At 63.0% G+C, this 18,774-nt stretch carries 11 protein-coding genes; 3 read left to right on the plus strand and 8 right to left on the minus strand.

What is annotated here, in order from left to right; translation table 11 throughout:
- Positions 1 to 40 precede the first annotated feature (40 nt).
- Positions 41 to 1,438, minus strand: a complete 1,398-nt coding sequence (locus HY282_04115; GenBank protein ID MBI3802926.1) for an NAD-dependent succinate-semialdehyde dehydrogenase — start codon at positions 1,436 to 1,438, stop codon at positions 41 to 43.
- A gap of 58 nt (positions 1,439 to 1,496) precedes the next feature.
- Entirely contained in the window at positions 1,497 to 4,322 is a 2,826-nt protein-coding gene (locus HY282_04120) for an AMP-binding protein (GenBank protein ID MBI3802927.1), read from the minus strand.
- Between the two features lie 289 nt (positions 4,323 to 4,611).
- Here HY282_04120 and HY282_04125 point away from each other — a divergent pair, with 289 nt between their 5' ends.
- Positions 4,612 to 5,325, plus strand: a complete 714-nt coding sequence (locus HY282_04125) for an SDR family NAD(P)-dependent oxidoreductase (GenBank protein ID MBI3802928.1) — start codon at positions 4,612 to 4,614, stop codon at positions 5,323 to 5,325.
- 1 nt (position 5,326) lies between these two features.
- On the plus strand, positions 5,327 to 6,121 hold the full coding sequence (gene udp, locus HY282_04130; protein MBI3802929.1) for a uridine phosphorylase: 795 nt from the start codon (positions 5,327 to 5,329) through the stop codon (positions 6,119 to 6,121).
- Positions 6,122 to 6,428: 307 nt separating this feature from the next.
- Here the strand turns inward: udp and HY282_04135 are convergent, their stop codons facing one another.
- Both HY282_04135 and HY282_04140 read right to left on the minus strand, forming a co-directional pair.
- A complete protein-coding gene (locus HY282_04135; GenBank protein MBI3802930.1) occupies positions 6,429 to 6,977 on the minus strand; it encodes a PAS domain-containing protein in 549 nt (182 codons plus the stop codon).
- A 279-nt stretch (positions 6,978 to 7,256) separates the two neighbouring features.
- On the minus strand, positions 7,257 to 8,780 hold the full coding sequence (locus tag HY282_04140; GenBank protein ID MBI3802931.1) for a PAS domain S-box protein: 1,524 nt from the start codon (positions 8,778 to 8,780) through the stop codon (positions 7,257 to 7,259).
- A gap of 421 nt (positions 8,781 to 9,201) precedes the next feature.
- Here HY282_04140 and uvrA point away from each other — a divergent pair, with 421 nt between their 5' ends.
- On the plus strand, positions 9,202 to 14,748 hold the full coding sequence (uvrA, locus tag HY282_04145) for an excinuclease ABC subunit UvrA (protein MBI3802932.1): 5,547 nt from the start codon (positions 9,202 to 9,204) through the stop codon (positions 14,746 to 14,748).
- Between the two features lie 542 nt (positions 14,749 to 15,290).
- On the opposite strand, the gene HY282_04150 is transcribed toward uvrA, so the two are convergent.
- From HY282_04150 to pxpB, 4 genes are all read right to left on the minus strand, one after another.
- Entirely contained in the window at positions 15,291 to 16,217 is a 927-nt protein-coding gene (locus tag HY282_04150; protein MBI3802933.1) for a lyase, read from the minus strand.
- 84 nt (positions 16,218 to 16,301) lie between these two features.
- Entirely contained in the window at positions 16,302 to 17,087 is a 786-nt protein-coding gene (locus HY282_04155; GenBank protein MBI3802934.1) for a LamB/YcsF family protein, read from the minus strand.
- Between the two features lie 9 nt (positions 17,088 to 17,096).
- A complete protein-coding gene (locus HY282_04160) occupies positions 17,097 to 18,047 on the minus strand; it encodes a biotin-dependent carboxyltransferase family protein (protein ID MBI3802935.1) in 951 nt (316 codons plus the stop codon).
- A 10-nt stretch (positions 18,048 to 18,057) separates the two neighbouring features.
- A complete protein-coding gene (pxpB, locus tag HY282_04165; GenBank protein ID MBI3802936.1) occupies positions 18,058 to 18,759 on the minus strand; it encodes a 5-oxoprolinase subunit PxpB in 702 nt (233 codons plus the stop codon).
- Positions 18,760 to 18,774 lie beyond the last annotated feature (15 nt).

Consider the following 18,774-nt stretch of genomic DNA (forward strand, 5'->3'; position numbering starts at 1 on the left):
GCCGTGAAACGCTTTTCCGATCGGCCGGCAGAGCGCCTCCTCACTCGGTCGCGCTCTGCCGCGCGCCGGGTCCGCTCTGGATCGATACCGTTTTAATGTTGACGAATTCCCGGATGCCGGCCTCGCTCAGCTCGCGTCCGTAACCCGACTGCTTCACCCCGCCGAAAGGGAGGCGGGGGTCGGAGGCGACCATTTCATTGACAAAGACCATCCCGGCGTCGAGTTCGTCGATGAAGCGGGCCTGCTCCTCCGGGCGGTTCGTCCAGACGCTGCTTCCCAGACCGAAGTCGGTCGCATTCGCAAGGACGATCGCCTGCTCCAGATCGGGGACGCGAAAGAGGGAGGCGACCGGGCCGAAGAGCTCCTCATGATAGGCCGGCGCCTCCGGCGGGATATCGGCGAGGAGGGTCGGGGCATAGTAATTTCCTGAGCGATCGAGTGGCGCTCCTCCCAGTGCGATCCGCGCACCGACCGCCGCCGACTTCCGGACCTGCTCGTCCAATGTATCGACGAGGTCGCTCAGAGCGAGCGGGCCGAGATCGGTCTTCTCGTCCATCGGATCGCCGATCTGCAGGCGTCCCAGCGCCTCGATAAAACGCCGCTCAAAAAGATCGGCAATCTCCTCCGCTACGATAAACCGCTTTGCGGCGATGCACGACTGGCCGTTGTTGACGATCCGCGCCGCGACCGCAGCCTGAATCGCCTGATCGAGGTCGGCGCTCGGCATCACAATAAAGGGATCGCTCCCTCCCAGCTCCAACACCGTCTTTTTAATCTGTCTTCCCGCTTCTCCTCCGACCGCCCGGCCGGCGCCGACGCTTCCGGTCAACGTCGCGGCGCGGATGCGCGGATCGTCGATCACCCGCGCCACCTGGCCCGATCCAATCAACAGCGTCTGGAAGACCCCCTCGGGAAATCCGGCGCGCCGAAAGATCTCTTCGATCGCGAGCGCGCACTGCGGCACATTCGAGGCATGTTTCAGCACCGCGACGTTGCCGGCCATCAGCGCCGGCGCGGCGAACCGGAAGAGCTGCCAGAAGGGGAAGTTCCACGGCATCACCGCAAGAACCGGCCCGAGCGGTTGGAAGTGGATAAAGCTTCGGCGGGCCTCGGTCTTCACGTCGATGTCGGCGAGGAACCGTTCGGCGTGCTCGGCATAATAGCGGCAGGCCGATGCGCACTTCACCGCCTCCGCCACAGCCGCCTTAATCGGCTTTCCCATTTCGAGCGTCATCAGGCGGGCAAAGCGCTCCTTCTCGGTCTCTAGAATCTGCGCCGCTTGAACCATCCAGCCGGCCCGCTCTTTAAAAGAGCTCCGACGGTAGGGGTGGAACATCTCGGCGGCGCGCTGAATTTTTTCGTCGATTTGCCGATCGTTCAACGGCTCGAATGATTTGAGTTTTTCACCGGTGGCCGGGTTGATCGTCGCGATCGCCATTTTCTCCCCTCCCTATAAAAACTTTACAATCTCTCTCCTCGAGACGCTGTAACGCCGGTTACTCCGGCGCGATCTCCGCCGCCACCAGGTCGATCGCCGGCTCGCCCGCCTGTCGGCTGATCTCCAGCTTCACCTCCTCTTTCAGACGGATCACCTCCCGCCATTCTTTCCCTTTCGGAGCGATCGGCCGGCCGATGATGGTCTGGAGTCGACCGGGTCTCGGAAGCCGGCGGCCGGGCCAAAGGATCTCCCGGCTCCCCCGAATCGCAACCGGACAGATCGGAATCCCGTTCTGGACGGCGAGCTTGAAGGCGCCGAGGCGAAAAGGACGAATCCCCCTGACTTTGGAAAAGGTCGCTTCGGGAAAGACCAACAAGGAGTGGCCGCCCCGGAGCGCCGCTTCCATCCGCCGCAAGCTCCCGGTCCCCTCTGCCGGATCGAGCCGGTCGACGGTGAGATGCCCCACTTTTTTAATAAAGGTCCGGACGATCGGCATCCGGGTGAGCTCTTGTTTCGCCATGAAGAGAAATCGGGGCGGCAGCGCCGCCATCATGACGACCGCATCGAGATAGCTCGCATGGTTTGCGACGAAGAGCTGCGGGCCGGCGGCCAGATGCTCGCTTCCATCGACCGTCAATCGGCAGCCGGCGAGCGCGAGAAAAAGACGGGACCAACGTCGGGCGAGAGCGGCGGCGATCCGGCCCCCCGGCAATACCGACATTGCCAGCCAGGTCGGGACGAGGGTCAAGAGGAGAAGGAGGCCGATATAGCCTGCGTAAAGGAGCTGCCCGGCCGTTCCGGCCGATCGCTTCAGCCGGATCGAGGCGCCGGCCATCCATAATCGGGTGATTTGAAGCAGCGGGGCGTCGCGCCGGCGGACGACCTCTCCTTTGAGGTAAGCGTCCCGAAGCGTCGAACGGCGGAGCTTTCCGCTCGATGTTTTCGGAAGGGTTCCCGGCGGGACCAGCAGCACATGGTCGGGACGAACATCGGTCGCCGCGGCGACCTTTTCGATGATCTCGCCGATCAGCCGTTCTTTGGCCGCTTCGTCTTCTTCCCGGGTCTCGGCGACGACGGCCAGCCGCTCGGTGCCGATCTCCGGATCGGGGGCGCCGAACGCCGCCACACATCCCCTTCGAATTCCCGGGATCTCTCCGACGACCCCCTCCACCTCTTGGGGGTAGAGGTTTCGGCCCGCTTTGATGATGATGTCTTTGCGCCGGCCGGTGATGAAGAGCTCGCCGTCGGCCCGGTAGGCGAGGTCGCCCGAATCGCACCAACCGTCAACAAAGGTCGCCGCTGTCGCCTCAAGATCGCGGTAATATCCGACCATCGTCGAGGGGCCGCGAAACTGGAGCGATCCCTCCTGCCGTTCGCCGACTTCGGCCCCCTCCGCATCGACGATCCGGACCGCGTGGCCGGGGAGCGGGACGCCGCAGGAGACAAACCGAAGGGGGGTCTTCTCCGAAGGGGACGCCGGCTCGGCGCGACGCATCCGCTCAAAGGTCTCGCGCGCGATGACGTCTATTCTAGGCGGCCGGCCGACCTTCGGAAAGGTGAGGGCGACCGAGGACTCGGCCATTCCGTAGACCGGGAAGAAGGTCTCCTTTCGAAAACCGTAGGAGGAGAAGCGCTCGGTGAACCGCGCGAGGGTGTCGGGATTGATCGGCTCGGCGCCGTTGAAGGCGACCCGCCAGGAGCTGAGGTCCAGCCCGTCGATCGCCCGCGGGTCGATCTTCCGGACGCAAAGCTCGTACGCAAAGTTCGGCGCGGCGGAGAGGGTCCCGCGGTGATAGTGGATCGCCCAGAGCCACCGCTCCGGTCGGGTGAGGAAGGTCAGCGGGGAGAGGATCGTGATCGGAATCCCATAATAAAGACAGCAGAGCCACGATCCGATCAGCCCCATGTCATGATAGAGCGGCAGCCAGCTGACGCCGACGTCGGTCGGACCGATCTCTGCCGCCGCGCCGATCGCCCGGATGTTTGCCAAGATATTCCGATGCGCCAGCAAGACCCCTTTGGGGGTTCCGGTGCTCCCCGAGGTAAACTGGATCAGCCCGGGGTCGTCGGCCTGAAGCGCCGGCGCCGGCGGCGCGTCGGTGGACGGCGCGAACGCGCCGGCGTTGAGGATGCCGCTGAGGCTGGGGACGAGAGGGGAGAGAAGTCGGGCGAGCCCTTCCACTTGGTTCGAGGTGATTAAAAAACGGGCCTCCGCTTTCCGAAGGATCGCCACCTGCCGACGGGCATACTCCTCGATCTGATCGATCCGATAGGGGGGATAGAGCGGCACCGGAATCCCGCCGGCCAAGAGAACCCCGAAGAAGGTCGAGAAGAAATCAATTCCGGTCGGGAGCATCACCGCCACCGGATCGCCCCGTCTCAATCCCTTTTCCAGCAGACCCTGTGCGATCGTCCCGGCCGACGTGAGGAGCTGCCGATAGGTCAGCGCCTCCTCCTCTCCACTCTCTTGCGGCAGATAAAGATGGGGACGGTCCGGCTCTCGTTGCGCACGGATCAGGAGCACTTCCATCAACGTGGCGGCGGAGGCCGGCGGGGGGGTCGCCTCGCTGAGCACCGGAAGCGGCGCCGATGAGACGGGACGGTCCGGCGATTCGGCCTGCAGGACCGCGGCGGCAAGATCGCGCACCGTCCTCGCTTCGGCGATCAGCTGCTCCGGGATTTTAACGGCGAAGGCCTTCTCGATCCGAAGGAGAAGCTCCACCCGCTCGAGGCTTCCGAGGCCGAGATCCCGGTCGAGGGAAGCATCCGGAGAGAGCGCTCGTCCTGCGCGATCCATCCCCATCTCGCCGAGGAACTCGCGCAAAACCCCCAGCACTTTCTGTTCCACTAACAATTTCAGATCGGTTGAGCGCTGCGTCGCCATCTGTCGTTCCGACGGAAGGTTCTTCGATGAGGCTCCCACGGCACGGTCCGGAGGATCGATCCCAGAGAAGCTGAACTCTCGGGTCCGATCTCTCTTTAAATATCTTCTCTCCGGCGGGTCCCCGTCAAGCCGATTACAAGGGAAAGACCATCATGCTTCAAGAGAAAAAAAAGGGCAATCACCCGAATGGATGATGCCGGTCTCAAAAGAACGGAGTGAATAAAAAGGGGCTCGCATCGGGCGGGCGGTTGCTGCTACAATCGTCTTCAATTGAAAGAGGGAGGCAACCATGTCGCATCTGAAAGGTCAGGTGGCATTGATCACCGGAGGAAGCAGCGGGATCGGTTATGCGATCGCCGCCGCCTTGGTCGCGGAAGGAATGGCGGTCGGCCTCTCGGCGCGACATCCAAAGGAGCTCCAGGAGGCGGCGGCCCGGCTTGAGAAAGAGGGGGGGACGGTCTTCGCCCTCCCGACCGACGTCTCGCAACAGGATCAGGTCGCGCGTTTTGTCGCCGAAGGGGTCCGGCGTCATGGCCGTATCGACCTGCTGGTCAACAACGCCGGGATCGGCAAGTCGGGACGAATCGAGAGCTTCAGCGAGGCCGACTGGGATCAGATTCAAGCGGTCAATCTGAAGGGGGCCTTCCTCTGCACCCAGGCAGTCTTGCCGGTAATGAAGCGACAGCGCTCGGGATATATCGTTAACCTCTCCTCGCTGGCCGGCAAACAAGGGGCGGGAGGGATGGCCGCCTACTCGGCTTCGAAATTCGGTCTGATCGGATTCACCGAGAGCCTGCTGGAAGAAGCGATCGAATACCATATCCGGGCGACCGCGATCTGTCCCGGCTATGTCGCCACCCCGATGGTCGCGGGGGTCTCGGTCCCGCCGGAGGAGATGATCCCTCCGGAGGATATCGGGAAACTGGTCGTCGGCCTGCTTCACCTCTCTCCGGTGACCGTCATCAAGGAGATCGTCGTCCGGCGCCGCGGAGCGATCGACTAGGATGCCGAAGGTCTACCACCTCGATCTCTCACGAAACATGCTGAAGGGGGCGAAGCTGGCGCTCCTCCCGGGCGATCCCTTCCGGGTTCCGAAGATCGCCGCGCAGATCGAAGCGCGGGGGGGCGGGAAAGCGGTCGAGCTTGCTTGGAAGCGGGAGTTCCGCAGCTTTCTGGGGGAGGTGAATGGAGAACCGATCCTCATCACCTCGACCGGGATCGGCGGGCCGTCGACCTCGATCGCCATTGAAGAGCTCGCCAAGCTCGGCGTCCGGACCTTCCTCCGTGTCGGGACGACCGGCGCCATCCAGCCGGGGATGGAGATCGGCGACCTCGTCGTCACAACCGCATCGGTCCGGCTGGACGGCGCCTCGACCCACTACGCGCCGATCGAATATCCGGCGGTCTCCCACCCCGAGGTCCTCCTTGCCTTGATTGAAGCGGCCGGACGGCACGAGGAGGAGGGGATTCGGACCCATGTCGGCATCACCGCCTCTTCCGACACCTTTTATGCCGGCGAGGAGCGGACCGACGGCTTTTCCCACTACCTTCTCCGGCGCCTGCGCGGACTGACCGATGAGCTGCAGCGGCTGCAGGTCCTCAACTTCGAGATGGAGTCGGCGACCCTCTTAACAATGTGCGCCGCCCTCGGGCTTCGCGCGGGGGTGGTCACCGGGGTCGTCAACCGCCGGCGGAAGCGGGGCGAAGACAAAATCACGCCGGAGCGGCTCCGCGCCGGAGAGGAGAATGTCATCCGGGTGGCGTTGACCGCGGTGGAGATCTTGTTAACGCTCGGATAACCTCTCTCTCCCGAGCGTTCCCCCTCTGCTGACGTCACCGATCGGCTTATGACCGGGCCCGGGGCCGTTCGAAGGGACGGTGATCGGCCGGTTCATCTACCGCTTACCGCGCGCTTACCGCGGCCGCGCGATATCGGGTCTAGTGGGAGCGTATCTGTAAGGTGATTTCGGAAATGGGCGGATCGAGTCGCTTCGATAGGACGGGAGCGCCGTGACCGATCGGCGGCTCCTGCTGAAGACCGGCCGCAATATCAGCGCCTGAAGAAGAAGGGATCGGCTTGCGTGCTGTTTCGAGGGTCGACCCGTGCTATGGATGAAACGGGGAGCAGGCGTTGGAGCGGACGGCGTCGGGAGAGACCTTTACTTCTTCTTCCACTTTTTCCGCCCCGGCCTTCGGCCGTTTTTGATCATTAATATCGATGGCGGTTCCAAACCAACCCATCAGCTCCCCTTTCAGGTTCTTCTCCGGGACCACTTCGATTCGATGCCAGCGGTAGTCTCCGTCGTTTTTTCTGAGACGGCATTCGAGATAACAGCGCTTGCCGACCCGAATCGCCTGGGTGAGATGGTTGAGGCAGTTTTGAAGGTCTTCCGGGTGGACCGCCGCCATCCACCGCCATCCCTCGCTTTGCTCGAAAGTCCGGCCGGTGTAATTGCGCCACTGCTTATTAATGTGATCGATCGGCCCGTCGGGACGGGCGGTCCAGACGATAATCGGCATCGCCTCGGCCAAGCTGCGATAACGCCGCCGCCGCTCATCGTGCTGAATGACGTCCCCCTCCTGCTTGACCGGCATCATCCAGTCGAAGAGTTCATCCAAGCTAGTCACAACGGTTTCAAGGAGATCGAGTATCATAACGCGTCCACCCTCTAGAATGGGTACTGAGGCGCAACCTATATTTATTATTATAGAGATTTGCGAAGGGACAATGCAAGAGAAGGCCGAGATGGGGTTCGGCTTGAATGGGGGATTAAGCGGATCAATAGAGGGCAGATAGAATCAGGGTCGTGGGGTTTCACTCTACGCCCTTAGACACTCAGATCTAAAGCGCACGCACAGATGTAAAGGCTCACCTTCACGCCCAGCCGACCTGTCTCTCTTCCCAAATCAATCCAGCAAAATCCCCCTCCTTGATCAAGAGCCCCCTTCCTCACCCCCCGCCGGAGGAAGCGGAATCCTCACCGATACCGTGGTCCCCCGCCCCCGCCTCCCCTCGATCTCAACCGTCCCCCCCCAAAGGAGCGCCCGCTCGCGCATCCCCAGCAGCCCGAGCGATTTCGAGTGGGTAATCTGATCGCTTTCGATCCCCCGGCCGTTGTCGCTGACCATGACAATCAGGTGATCGTCTTTTTTCTCCAGCGAGATCTTGACCTCATCGGCATCGGCGTGTCGGATGATGTTCGTTAAGGTCTCCTGAAAGATTCGAAAGACGGTGGTAGAGCGGCCGGAGTCCAGTGTAATCTCCTCCGGCGGCACGGTAAAGTGGCAGCGCATCTGGGTCCGCGCCTTAAATTCTTCCACCTGCCATTCCATCGCGGCGGTGATCCCCAGGTCATCCAGGACCCCCGGCCGGATCTGGGTCGAAATCTTTCGAACAGACTGGATGGTGCCGTCGACCAGCTTCGACATCGATTGGGTCCGCAGGTGAAGCAGCGGATTGCCCGACAGCTGCTTCGTCAGCCAAGAGAGCTCCATTTTTAGAATCGTCAGCTGCTGGCCCAACTCGTCATGAATTTCGCGGGAGATCCGCATCCGCTCCTCCTCCAACATCTTCTGAAGGCGGGCGGAGAGATCCCGCAGTTGCTGGCGTGAGCGCTTCACCTCCTCTTCCGCTTTTTTTCGATCCGAGATGTCGAGAAAGGTGACCACCGCGCCGGAGAGGGCCCCGCTCTTTGGATCCCGCATCGGCATGGCGCTGAAGATCCCCCACCCGATCCTTCCGTCGGGACGGCGGACGCCGATCAGCGCCGCCGGCTGAGGCTTCCCCGCCGCCAGGCATCTCGACACCGGATAATCTCGGCTCTCAAAAGGGGTGCCGTCTTCCCGAATCGTCTGGGTGTCAAAATCGGTGATGTAGAGATGGGTCAATTCATCGAATCGCAGCCCCAAAAAACGCTCGGCCTCTTTGTTGGCCAGACGAATCGCTCCGTTCGCATCGACCTGAACAATCCCGCCCGGAACCGTCTCGATAATCTGTCGGTTGAGCTCATTGCTCTCCCGCAGCGCCCGTTCCGTCCGCTTCCGCTCGGTGACGTCGGTCGCGATCATCAGGGCCGATTCCACCTTTCCATTGCGCCGCATCGGAAAGATCCGGCTCAGCCAATAGGTGGGGCCGGCCGCGGCGACTTCGATGCTCTGCGGTTTTCCGGTCGCGAACATTTTTTTTATCCCCTGCAGATACCGCGAGGTGTCTTCCGCCGACAGGTATCGAGCGAGATTGGTCCCGATCACCTCAGAGACCGTATATTGAGGCAAGGTGTGATTGATAAATAGAATGGTCCCTTGGCGATCGAGATTGGCGATGACGTCTGGAGAGTTCTCCACCAGGGCGCGGTATTGATCTTCCGACGCGGAGGTCGTCGGTTTCTTCCGCCGGCGCGGCGCCGGATGCGGCCGGTTTGGCCGGTTTGAAGGAGGAGGTCCGGGTTTTTTAGGCACGAGAAGAGACCCTCGTTCGCAGGTTCATCCTTATTAATCGGTCTCCAATAGACCCTGGCTTGGAAAGGTTGAAGGAAGAAGACAAAGGAAGAAGAGAGAGGTCCAGAGGGGTCGGTGGAGAGATCTGTTTCGGCCGTCGATTCATACCGCCTTTCTGATGAACAGACAGAGGTGAAGCAACAGGTTGAGTGGTGTCCGTACTATACTTCGGGACGGTTCATCTGTCAAACGTTTAGAGACAGACTCAGATTGTTTTCCGCCCGGAAGCGGCTCATTAAAAGGGTCTGGAAGTCCCCAGAAATCACCCTACAAAACCAACCCGCTTTCCTGCGCTGGGCCGTCCCCCTCCTGTTTTCATCCCTCCAGAATCGTGCTAAGATGCAGGGTCTATCTGATCCAGATTGGAAGGAGTTTTGGCACGATGTCGAATGAATCGATCGTTATCAAAGGGGCCCGTCAGAACAACCTAAAGGGGCTCGATCTCACCCTGCCGCTCGGCGAACTCATCGTCGTCACCGGCGTCTCCGGTTCCGGAAAATCGTCGCTCGCTTTTGACACGATTTATGCCGAAGGGCAGCGCCGCTACGTGGAGACCTTCTCTCCCTATGCCCGTCAATTTCTCGATCGGATGGACAAGCCCCAGGCCGACCGGATCGATGGGATACCGCCGGCGATCGCGATCGACCAGACCAACCCGGTCCGGACCTCCCGGTCGACCGTCGGGACGATGACCGAGCTGAACGACCACATCAAGCTTCTCTTCGCCCGGGCGGCGCAGCTCTACTGCCGCGGCTGCGGTCGAAGGGTCTGCCGCGACACGCCGGAGCGGATCGTCGAAGAGCTGTTTTCAAAGGAGACCGCCGCCGCCGCGACGACGGCATTGATCACCTTCCCGGTCCCGATCATTCCTCCCTTTACCGCCGAGGAGATGAAAACCCTCCTCGCCGGTCAGGGCTACACCCGGATTCACCGGGAAGAGGCGGCGCAGTTGGAAATCATTGCCGACCGGATTCGAATGGCGCCGGAGCGGCGGGCCCGATGGGTCGAAGCGCTCGAAGCGGCGCTCCACCAGGGGCGCGGCCGGGTGAACGTCTATCCGCTCAATGCGGCCGGGGAGGCGGGACGACCGTGGCGGTTCTCCTCCGCGTTCCACTGCGCCGATTGCGACCTCGCCTACCGCGATCCGATCCCCAGCCTCTTTTCATTCAACTCGCCGATCGGCGCCTGCGAGGCCTGCCGGGGATTCGGCCGGACGATGGGGATCGACTTCGGGCTGGTCATCCCCGACGAGGGGAAGAGCCTCGCCGGCGGCGCGGTCCGCCCCTGGCAGACCGAGAGCAATCGGGAGTGCCAGCGCGATCTGATCCAGTTCGCCAAGAAGCGGGGGATTCCGATCGACGTTCCGTGGCGGGCGCTGACGGCGGAGCAGAAGGAGTGGGTGATCGAAGGGGAAGGGGAAGGGGAGTGGACGAACCGAAAGTGGTACGGGGTTCGGGGCTTCTTCCGCTGGCTTGAATCGAAGAGTTACAAAATGCACATCCGGGTCCTCCTGGCGAAGTACCGCGCCTATGTTCCCTGCGCGTCGTGCGGCGGGGCGCGGCTTCGTCCCGATGCGCTCCTCTGGCGGCTCGGCACAAAAGAAGAGGCCGATCGGAGCGTCTCCCCCGACCGGCGCTTTCGGCCGGCGTCGGTCAACCTTGACGCGGCCGCGACTGCCGATCTCCCGGGGTTAACCGTCCATGATGTGATGCTCTTGCCGATCGACCGCTGCGATCTCTTCTTCAATCAACTTCGTCTCCCGGCCCCCTTCGATGAAGCGACCGATCTCCTCTTGAAAGAGATCCGGACCCGCCTTCACTATCTGGTCGAAGTCGGTCTCGGTTATCTCACGCTCGATCGGCAATCGCGGACCCTCTCCGGCGGCGAGGTGCAGCGGATCAACCTCACCACCGCGCTCGGAACCTCCCTCGTCAACACCCTCTTCGTCCTCGACGAGCCGAGCATCGGGCTGCATCCGCGCGACATGGGGCGGGTGATCGGCGTCTTACAGCGGCTGCGCGATGCCGGAAACTCATTGATTGTCGTCGAGCACGACCCTCAGGTGATGCTCGCCGCCGACCGGATTCTCGACATCGGTCCCGGCCCGGGGGAGCGGGGGGGAGAGGTCGTCTTCTTCGGCGGCCCGCGCGAGCTGAGCGCCGCGCGCCGATCACTCACGGCCGATTATCTGACCGGCCGGCGGGAGGTCGCGGCTGAGACCACCCCCGCGCCGCCGCCGTCCGACTGGTTGGAGCTCTTCGGCGCCGCCGAGAATAATTTGAAAGAGGTCGATCTCCGGTTTCCGCTGAACCGGTTGGTCTGCCTCACCGGGGTGAGCGGCTCGGGAAAGTCGACCCTGATGCAAGACGTCCTCTACCGCGCGATCCGGAAGGCGAAAGGACGGCCGACCGAGATGCCGGGCCGGCATCGGGCGCTGCAAGGGACGGAGCGGATCGGCGGCGCGGTGATGGTCGATCAGTCGCCGATCGGGCGGACGACCCGCTCCAACCCGGCGAGCTACGTCGGCGCCTTCGATCCGATCCGAAAGGCGTTCGCCGCGGAGCCGCTGTCGCGCGAGCGGGGCTATACCGCATCGACCTTCAGCTTCAACTCGGGGACCGGCCGCTGTCCGACCTGCGCCGGCTCCGGCTTCGAGCATGTCGAGATGCAGTTCTTGAGCGATGTCTACCTCCGCTGCGCTGACTGCGACGGCCGGCGGTATCTGGCCGAAGTATTGGAGGTGAAGCTCGCATCGACCGCGCTCCCGACGAGCCGGCCGGCGTCGATCGCCGACGTGTTGGAGATGACGGTGGCGGAGGCGCTTGCCTTCTTTCACGATCTCCCCGAGGTCGGACGGGTGCTCGAGCCGCTCCAGGCGGTCGGGCTCGAATACCTCCGGCTCGGCCAGCCGGTCCCGACCCTCTCCGGCGGCGAGGCGCAGCGGCTCAAGCTGGCGGGACACCTCGCGGAGGCGGGGGGCAAAAATGAGGTCGGACAACTCCTTTTTCTCTTCGACGAGCCGACGACCGGGCTCCACTTCCACGACATCGCGAAGCTCCTCGGCGCGTTCCGGCGGCTCTTGGCCGAAGGGCACTCGATCGGGGTGATCGAGCACAACCTCGATGTGATCCGGGCGGCCGACTGGATCGTCGACCTCGGTCCGGAGGGGGGAGAGGGGGGCGGCCGAATCGTCTGCGCCGGCACCCCGCAAGAGGTCATCAAATGCGAGACAAGCCATACCGGCGTGGCGCTCCGGGCCTATGAAGAGGCGCTCGCCTCCGCGTCGCGCTGGAAGCCGGCGGCGCCGAAACGACGGCGGGCGGCCGCGTCGGACAATGCGATCCGGATTCACAATGCGCGCGAGCACAATTTAAGGGGGGTCGATGTCGAGATCCCGCGCGACCGGTTCACGGTGATCACCGGGATCAGCGGCAGCGGCAAGAGCACCCTCGCCTTCGACATCCTCTTTGCCGAGGGGCAGCGGCGGTATCTCGAATCGCTCAACGCCTACGCCCGCCAGTTCGTCCAGCCGTCGTCGCGCCCCGACGTCGACGCGATCTTCGGGATTCCGCCGACGGTGGCGATCGAGCAGCGGACGAGTCGAGGGGGCCGGAAGAGCACCGTCGCGACGATGACCGAGGTCTATCATTTCCTCCGGCTCCTTTTCGTGAAGCTCGGCACGCAATATTGTCCCGATTGCGACCTCCCGATCGACGCGCAGACGCCGGAAGCGATCCTCGCCCGAATTCTGCGCGACCAACGGGGGAAAAAGATCAGCCTCCTGGCGCCGCTCGTCACCGCCCGAAAAGGGTACTACACCGACCTGGCGAAGTGGGCCGAAGCGAAAGGCTTTACGCGGCTCCGGGTCGATGGGGCCCTGACGCCGGTCTCTCCCTGGCCGCGATTGGACCGATTCAAAGAGCACAACATCGAGTTGCCGGTCGGCGAGACCGTCGTTCGTCCGGCGAACGAGACCGAGTTGCGCGACCTGATCGGGCGGGCCCTCGATTTTGGAAAAGGGGTCGTTCAGCTTGCGCCGTCGGAGGAAATTTTCTCGGTGAAGCGCGCCTGTTCCCGCTGCGGGAAGAGCTTCGCCGAGCTCGATCCGCGGCTCTTCTCCTACAACTCGAAGCATGGCTGGTGCGAGCATTGCTACGGCACCGGGCTGCAGCTGCAGGGGTTCGATGAAGCGCAAAGCGGCGAAGAGATCTGGTGGAACGACTGGTGGGAGGGAAAAGAAAACGCCTGTCCCGAGTGCGAGGGGAAGCGGCTGCGGCCGGAAGCGCTGGCGATCCGGTTTCGCGATCAAAGCATCGCCGATTTCGCCGCGTTGCCGGTCGATGGCGCGGAGCGGTTCTTTAAGACATTGGCGCTCCGCGGGCGGGAAGGGGAGATCGCCCGCGATCTTCTCGCCGAGATCCGCTCTCGGCTTGCTTTTCTCAAGCAGGTCGGGTTGGGATACCTCTCGCTCGACCGGGCGGCGCCGACCCTCTCCGGCGGCGAGGCGCAGCGGATCCGGCTTGCCTCGCAGCTCGGATCGAATCTCCGCGGCGTCTGCTACATCCTCGACGAGCCGACGATTGGATTGCATCCGCGCGACAATCGGCTGTTGCTCGAAACGCTCCATGCGCTTGAGGCGAAGGGGAACACCGTTGTCGTGGTCGAACATGATGAGGAGACGATCCGGAGCGCCGAGCATGTCGTCGATCTCGGCCCCGGCGCGGGGAAGAACGGCGGCTATGTCGTGGCGCAGGGGAGCGTCGCGGAATTAATCAAGCAGACCGCCTCGATCACCGGCCGCTGCCTCGCCGCGCCGCTCCGCCATCCGCTAATCGCGCGGCGCGACATCGATCCGAACGGTCCGGCACTCACTGTGGTTGACGCGACGTTGAACAACCTTAAAGCGCTTCAGGTCTCGATCCCGCTGAATCGACTCGTCTGCTTCACCGGCGTCAGCGGCAGCGGCAAGAGCACGCTCGTCCGGAGTATCCTCCATGACAATATCCGGAGAAGGCTGGCCGAGCGGCGCGGATCGAAAACGTCGGGGAAAAGTCTGGAATGGATCGGCTGCGCCGGGATCAAAGGGTGGGAGCCGGTAAAACATATCTTGGAGGTCGATCAGACACCGATCGGAAAGACCCCCCGCTCTTGTCCCGCGACCTACATCGGTTTTTGGGACGACATCCGCCGCCTCTTCGCCGCGACGCCGGAAGCCCGGATGCGCGGCTATACCGCCAGCCGCTTCTCGTTCAACGTCAACGGCGGACGGTGCGACGCATGCGAAGGGCAGGGACTCAAGCGGATTGAGATGAGCTTCCTTCCCGACGTGACGGTCGCTTGCGAAGTCTGCGCCGGCGCCCGGTTCACCCCGGAGACGCAGGCGATCCAGTTCAAAGGAAAAAGCATCGCCGAAGTCTTGGCGATGAGCGTCGATGAGGCAACCCCTTTCTTTTCCGCCCACACCAAAATTCACCGGGCCCTCAGTCTCCTCCAAGAGGTCGGCCTCGGCTATCTCACCCTCGGCCAACAGAGTCCCACCCTCTCCGGAGGCGAGGCGCAGCGGATCAAGCTGGTCACCGAGCTGGCCAAGGCGAAGACCGAGACGATCGACCCGGCTAATCACTCCCTCTACATCTTGGACGAGCCGACGATCGGCCTTCACATGGCCGACGTTGAAAAGCTGATCCGGGTGCTGCATCGGCTGGTCGCTGCGGGAAACACGGTGGTAATCATCGAGCATAATCTCGATGTGATCGCCGAAGCCGACTGGCTGATCGACCTCGGGCCGGAAGGGGGAGAAGGGGGCGGCCAGATTGTGGCGGAGGGAACGCCGGAAAAAATCGCGCGGGTGAAGAAGGGCTCGCATACGGCGAAGATCCTGGGCGAGTTTTTGAGGGAGCGGGGAGTCGGGGTTCTCGAGAAGAAATAAGGATTGAATTATTGAGAAGCAGTCGGTCTCCTTTAAGCAAAGCGGGAGGGTGCTCCTCTCAAGAATGGATATCGGCGTCTCTGATCGCTTCGCGTCGGCCACCCTGTGGTTGGCCTCTCCTTGTGAGGTTTCACCTTACCCCCCAGTGCGGCCCTTACGCTGCGGGCGTATCTCCCCTCCGAGGGGATAAACCCAAATCTAGTGCTATTTGTGTTTGAATTAAAAAAGATCGTAAGCGACTGCGCGGCATGGGCGCTACGCCCCCCCACGCTGCTGCGTTTAATATCAGACGGTTCATCTACCGAATCAGGTCACCTGTCGAAGCACCATCCGCGGTGCCCTCCCGCGTGTGGTGCAAGTTGTGACCGTAAGGGGGGAGCGGGGGGGATCTCTCCCCCCGGCTGCACGGGGAGGCCGGAGGGGGCCGGGCAATCGGCCCCCACGGTGGGGCGTGGGGTAAAACCCCGCTCGAATATTCTTAATTCTCCGCCTTTTTATTTCTTATAACTGACCGTCTGTTTTAAAAAATTCCATGCGGTCGATCACTTCGTCCGAATGACCACCAGCTTATCGCTCCCAGACTCCGCCCCCCAAACCTCCCCCGGCCGCCCCAACAACTGCCTCACCGCCGCACCCGCACTCGGAATCGAAACGGTCTCAAACCGCTCCGTCTCCGGATCAAATTGAACGATCGCATTCGCCCCGAAGTCGGTCAGCCAGACCCGATCCCGGTCGTCGACAAAGAGGGCATAGATCGCCGGCTTGTCGCCCGGCGCCTGCCACTCCTTCCACTGCTTCGTCGCCGGATCATACCTCCCCACCTTCCCCGCATTCCACTCGCTCACCCAAATCCGATTGCGTGAATCGGCCCAGACCCGCCGCGCCCCTTGTCCCGGCGTCGGCGGCGTGATCACGGTCGCCCCCCCGCTCTTCGTGTCGATCCGGGCGATGTAGCTCCCCGCGAGCGAGGCATAATAGACACTCCCATCCGGCGCCGTCGCAATTCCATACGGCCCGGCTCCCTTCGGCGCATCGAAAACTTCCACCTGGCCCGTTTTCGGATCGACCCGTCCGTAGATTCCGCTCTGTCCGGTAAACCAGAGTTGACCTTGACGATCGAACGTCGCGGTATTGAGGTTCGCGTTCCGGCGGGTGACGGGGAGGGGGAATGATTTGATCGTTCGGTTCACCGGGTCGACCCGGACGATCGCATTGAGGCCGCCGTCGGTGATCCATGGCGCGCCGTCGGGGCCGACGATCACCCCATGCGGCCGGGCGCCGACGCCGAGTTTGATTTCGGTCGTTTTCCCGGTCGCCGGATCTAATCGCCCCAGCTGCCCGGAGGCCTGGGCGGTGTACCAGACGCTGCCATCCGGCGCCGGCGCGACATCGTGCGGGTGGGACCCGGAGGGGACCGGATACTCCTGAACGGTCGCCGCCACCCCCTCTCCGACGAGCAGGAGAACCATACCGAGGACCCGCAAAGAGTTAAATAAATACTTTAGGTTTATCTGCATGCTTTTCTCCCCTCGAAAATGACGATCGTGGAAAAATTAAGTCAGCGGTTGGATCAGGATCCCTTCCTCCGTCAGCCGCTGCCGAATGGCGGACAAAATCTCCGGCGCATTCGGTGTGTCGGCGTGGACACAGAGGGTCGTCGCTTCGATCGGCACGGCAATCCCATCGGCCGAGATCACCCGATGCTCCCGGACGATCCGAGCCGCCTGCTCCGCCGCTCGCATCGGATCGGTGATCAGCGATCTTTCTGTATCCTTCGCTCGATCACTCAGTTTGCTCCTCGACCGCAGGGTCCCATCCGATTCATAGAGCCGGTCGGCGAACGCTTCCGCGGCGGTCCGAAATCCGATCTCTTCCCAAACGTTGAGCATCTCCGATCCGGCCAGTCCGACCAACAACAGGTCGCGGCTCCAACGGGCGACGCCGAATGCGATCGCGACGGCGAGCGCGCGATCGGTCGCCGCCGCGTTGTAAAGGGCGCCATGCGGTTTGACCTGGGTGATCGTTGCGCCGAGCGCCCTCGCCTTTTTTCCCAATACGGAGAGTTGATGATGAATTGCCGCCTGGATCTCTTCCGAGGAGAGGGGAAGCCGCTCCCGGCCGAAGTGGAGCCGGTCGGGATAACCGGGGTGGGCGCCGATCGCGACCCCCTGCTTGATGCAGAGGCGGAGAACTTCCTCCATTGTCGATTCATCTCCGGCATGGCCGCCGCAGGCGATGTTCCCGCTGGAGATCAGGCGGATGATTCTCTCTTCGGATCCGTCGGCGAGCGCCTCGGGCCGCTCTCCGATGTCGGCGTTGAGATCGATCGTCTGATTCATCTTCTCCCTCTACTTCTCTGGTTGAAGCGCGTCCGGTCCGATCGCGCCCGTTTGGATCCGAAGCGCCGCGATCGCCGCTTCGAAGTCGATCCACTCGAATCGGACCGGGTCGTGCGGCCGGAGCTGCCCGACTTTGCAGAGGTCGGCCGAGAGGACGTTCGCGATCTTGGGATAGCCGCCGGTCGTCGGGTGCTCGACGAAGAGGATCATCGGCTGGCCGTCGGCGGGGAGCTGGACCGCCCCCACCGAGATTCCTTCGGTGAGAAGCTCTTCCGGTTTTTCTCGGACGATCGGCGGACCTTTCAGCCGAAGCCCCACCCGGTTCGACGCCTCCGAAACGGTATAGACCGATCTGGAAAAAAGATCGCGGGCCCCCTTCGGGAACTGCGGCGTTTGCGGCGCGGCGGTGACCCTCAGAATCGACTTTTCAGCGAGGTATTGCTTAACCTCGGGACGGACCGTCCTCCGCCGTTTTTCTTCGGCGTCCGCCGCGCCGCCGATCTCGAGCCAATCTCCTTTCTTCAAGCGCCGCCCGTCGAAACCGCCGATGCCGCTCTGAAGGTGCGTCGACCGGCTCCCCATCACCTTCGAGACGATGAGGCCGCCGCGCAGAGAGAGGTAGCTTCGGGCGCCGTCTTTCATTGCGCGGCATTGCAATGTCTGTCCCGCGCGGACCGGAACCGACGTCCAGAGCGGCATCGGCTGGTGGTCGAGGGTCGGCTCGCAGTCGGCGCCGGTGATCGCGATGACGCCGCGCGCCTCGAATTCGAACGTCCCGCCGACGAGGGTCATCTCCAGGGAGGCCGCCGTCCCGTCATTCCCGACCAACAGATGGCCGAGCCGGAAGGCAACCGGGTCGGCCGCGCCGGCGGGAGAGAGGCCGACCTGCGCGAACCCAAATCGTCCCCGGTCTTGGACCGTCGTTTGGAATCCGGGAGAGAGGACCCGAAGGGCCGGCATCAGCGCTCCTTCAAACCGATTCAGATAAAGGCCGCTCACGCAGCCGATCGAATTCCGCGCGGGAGACCGGCCGAAACCGGACGTGGTCGCCGATCGACAGGAGCGAGGGGGAGGTTCTCTCCGGGACAAAAAGATCGACCGTGGTTCGGCCGATGATCCGCCAGCCGCCGGGGGTCGCGATCGGATAGATCCCGGTCTGCGCCCCGCCGATCGCCACACTTCCGGCCGGAACACGGGTCCGGGGCGAGGGGAGTCGCGGGGTGGCGAGTCGGGCGGAGAGCCCTTCCAAATAAGGAAACCCCGGCGTGAAACCGATGAAGGCGACCTGATAGACCCCTTCGGCGTGAAGCCGGACAACCTCCTCCGGGACAAGATGGTGATGTGCCGCGACCGCCTCCAGGTCGGGCCCGAACGCCGCGCCGTAGCAGACGGGGATTTCGATCGTTCGCGCCGCGGTCTCGGTTTGCGCCGGCGGATCGTTCAATAAAGAAAGGAGGTGCGATTCGACCTCCGGGTGAGAGATCTGGAACGGATCGAAGGCGATCAGGACCGAGGCATAGGCCGGGTGAATGTTGACGATAAAATCAAAGCGGGAGGCGAGGAGCCGCGCGGTGAAGGACTGGACTTTTTCGCGCGCCCGGCGGGAAATTCGGTGGCCGAACGAGACGAGGATCGAGTGATCGCTGGCGGGCTGAATCAAGAGGGGATTCATGGGCGCTCCCATCGG

This window comes from Candidatus Manganitrophaceae bacterium, assembly GCA_016200325.1.
In the GTDB taxonomy this organism is placed as follows: domain Bacteria; phylum Nitrospirota; class Nitrospiria; order SBBL01; family Manganitrophaceae; genus Manganitrophus.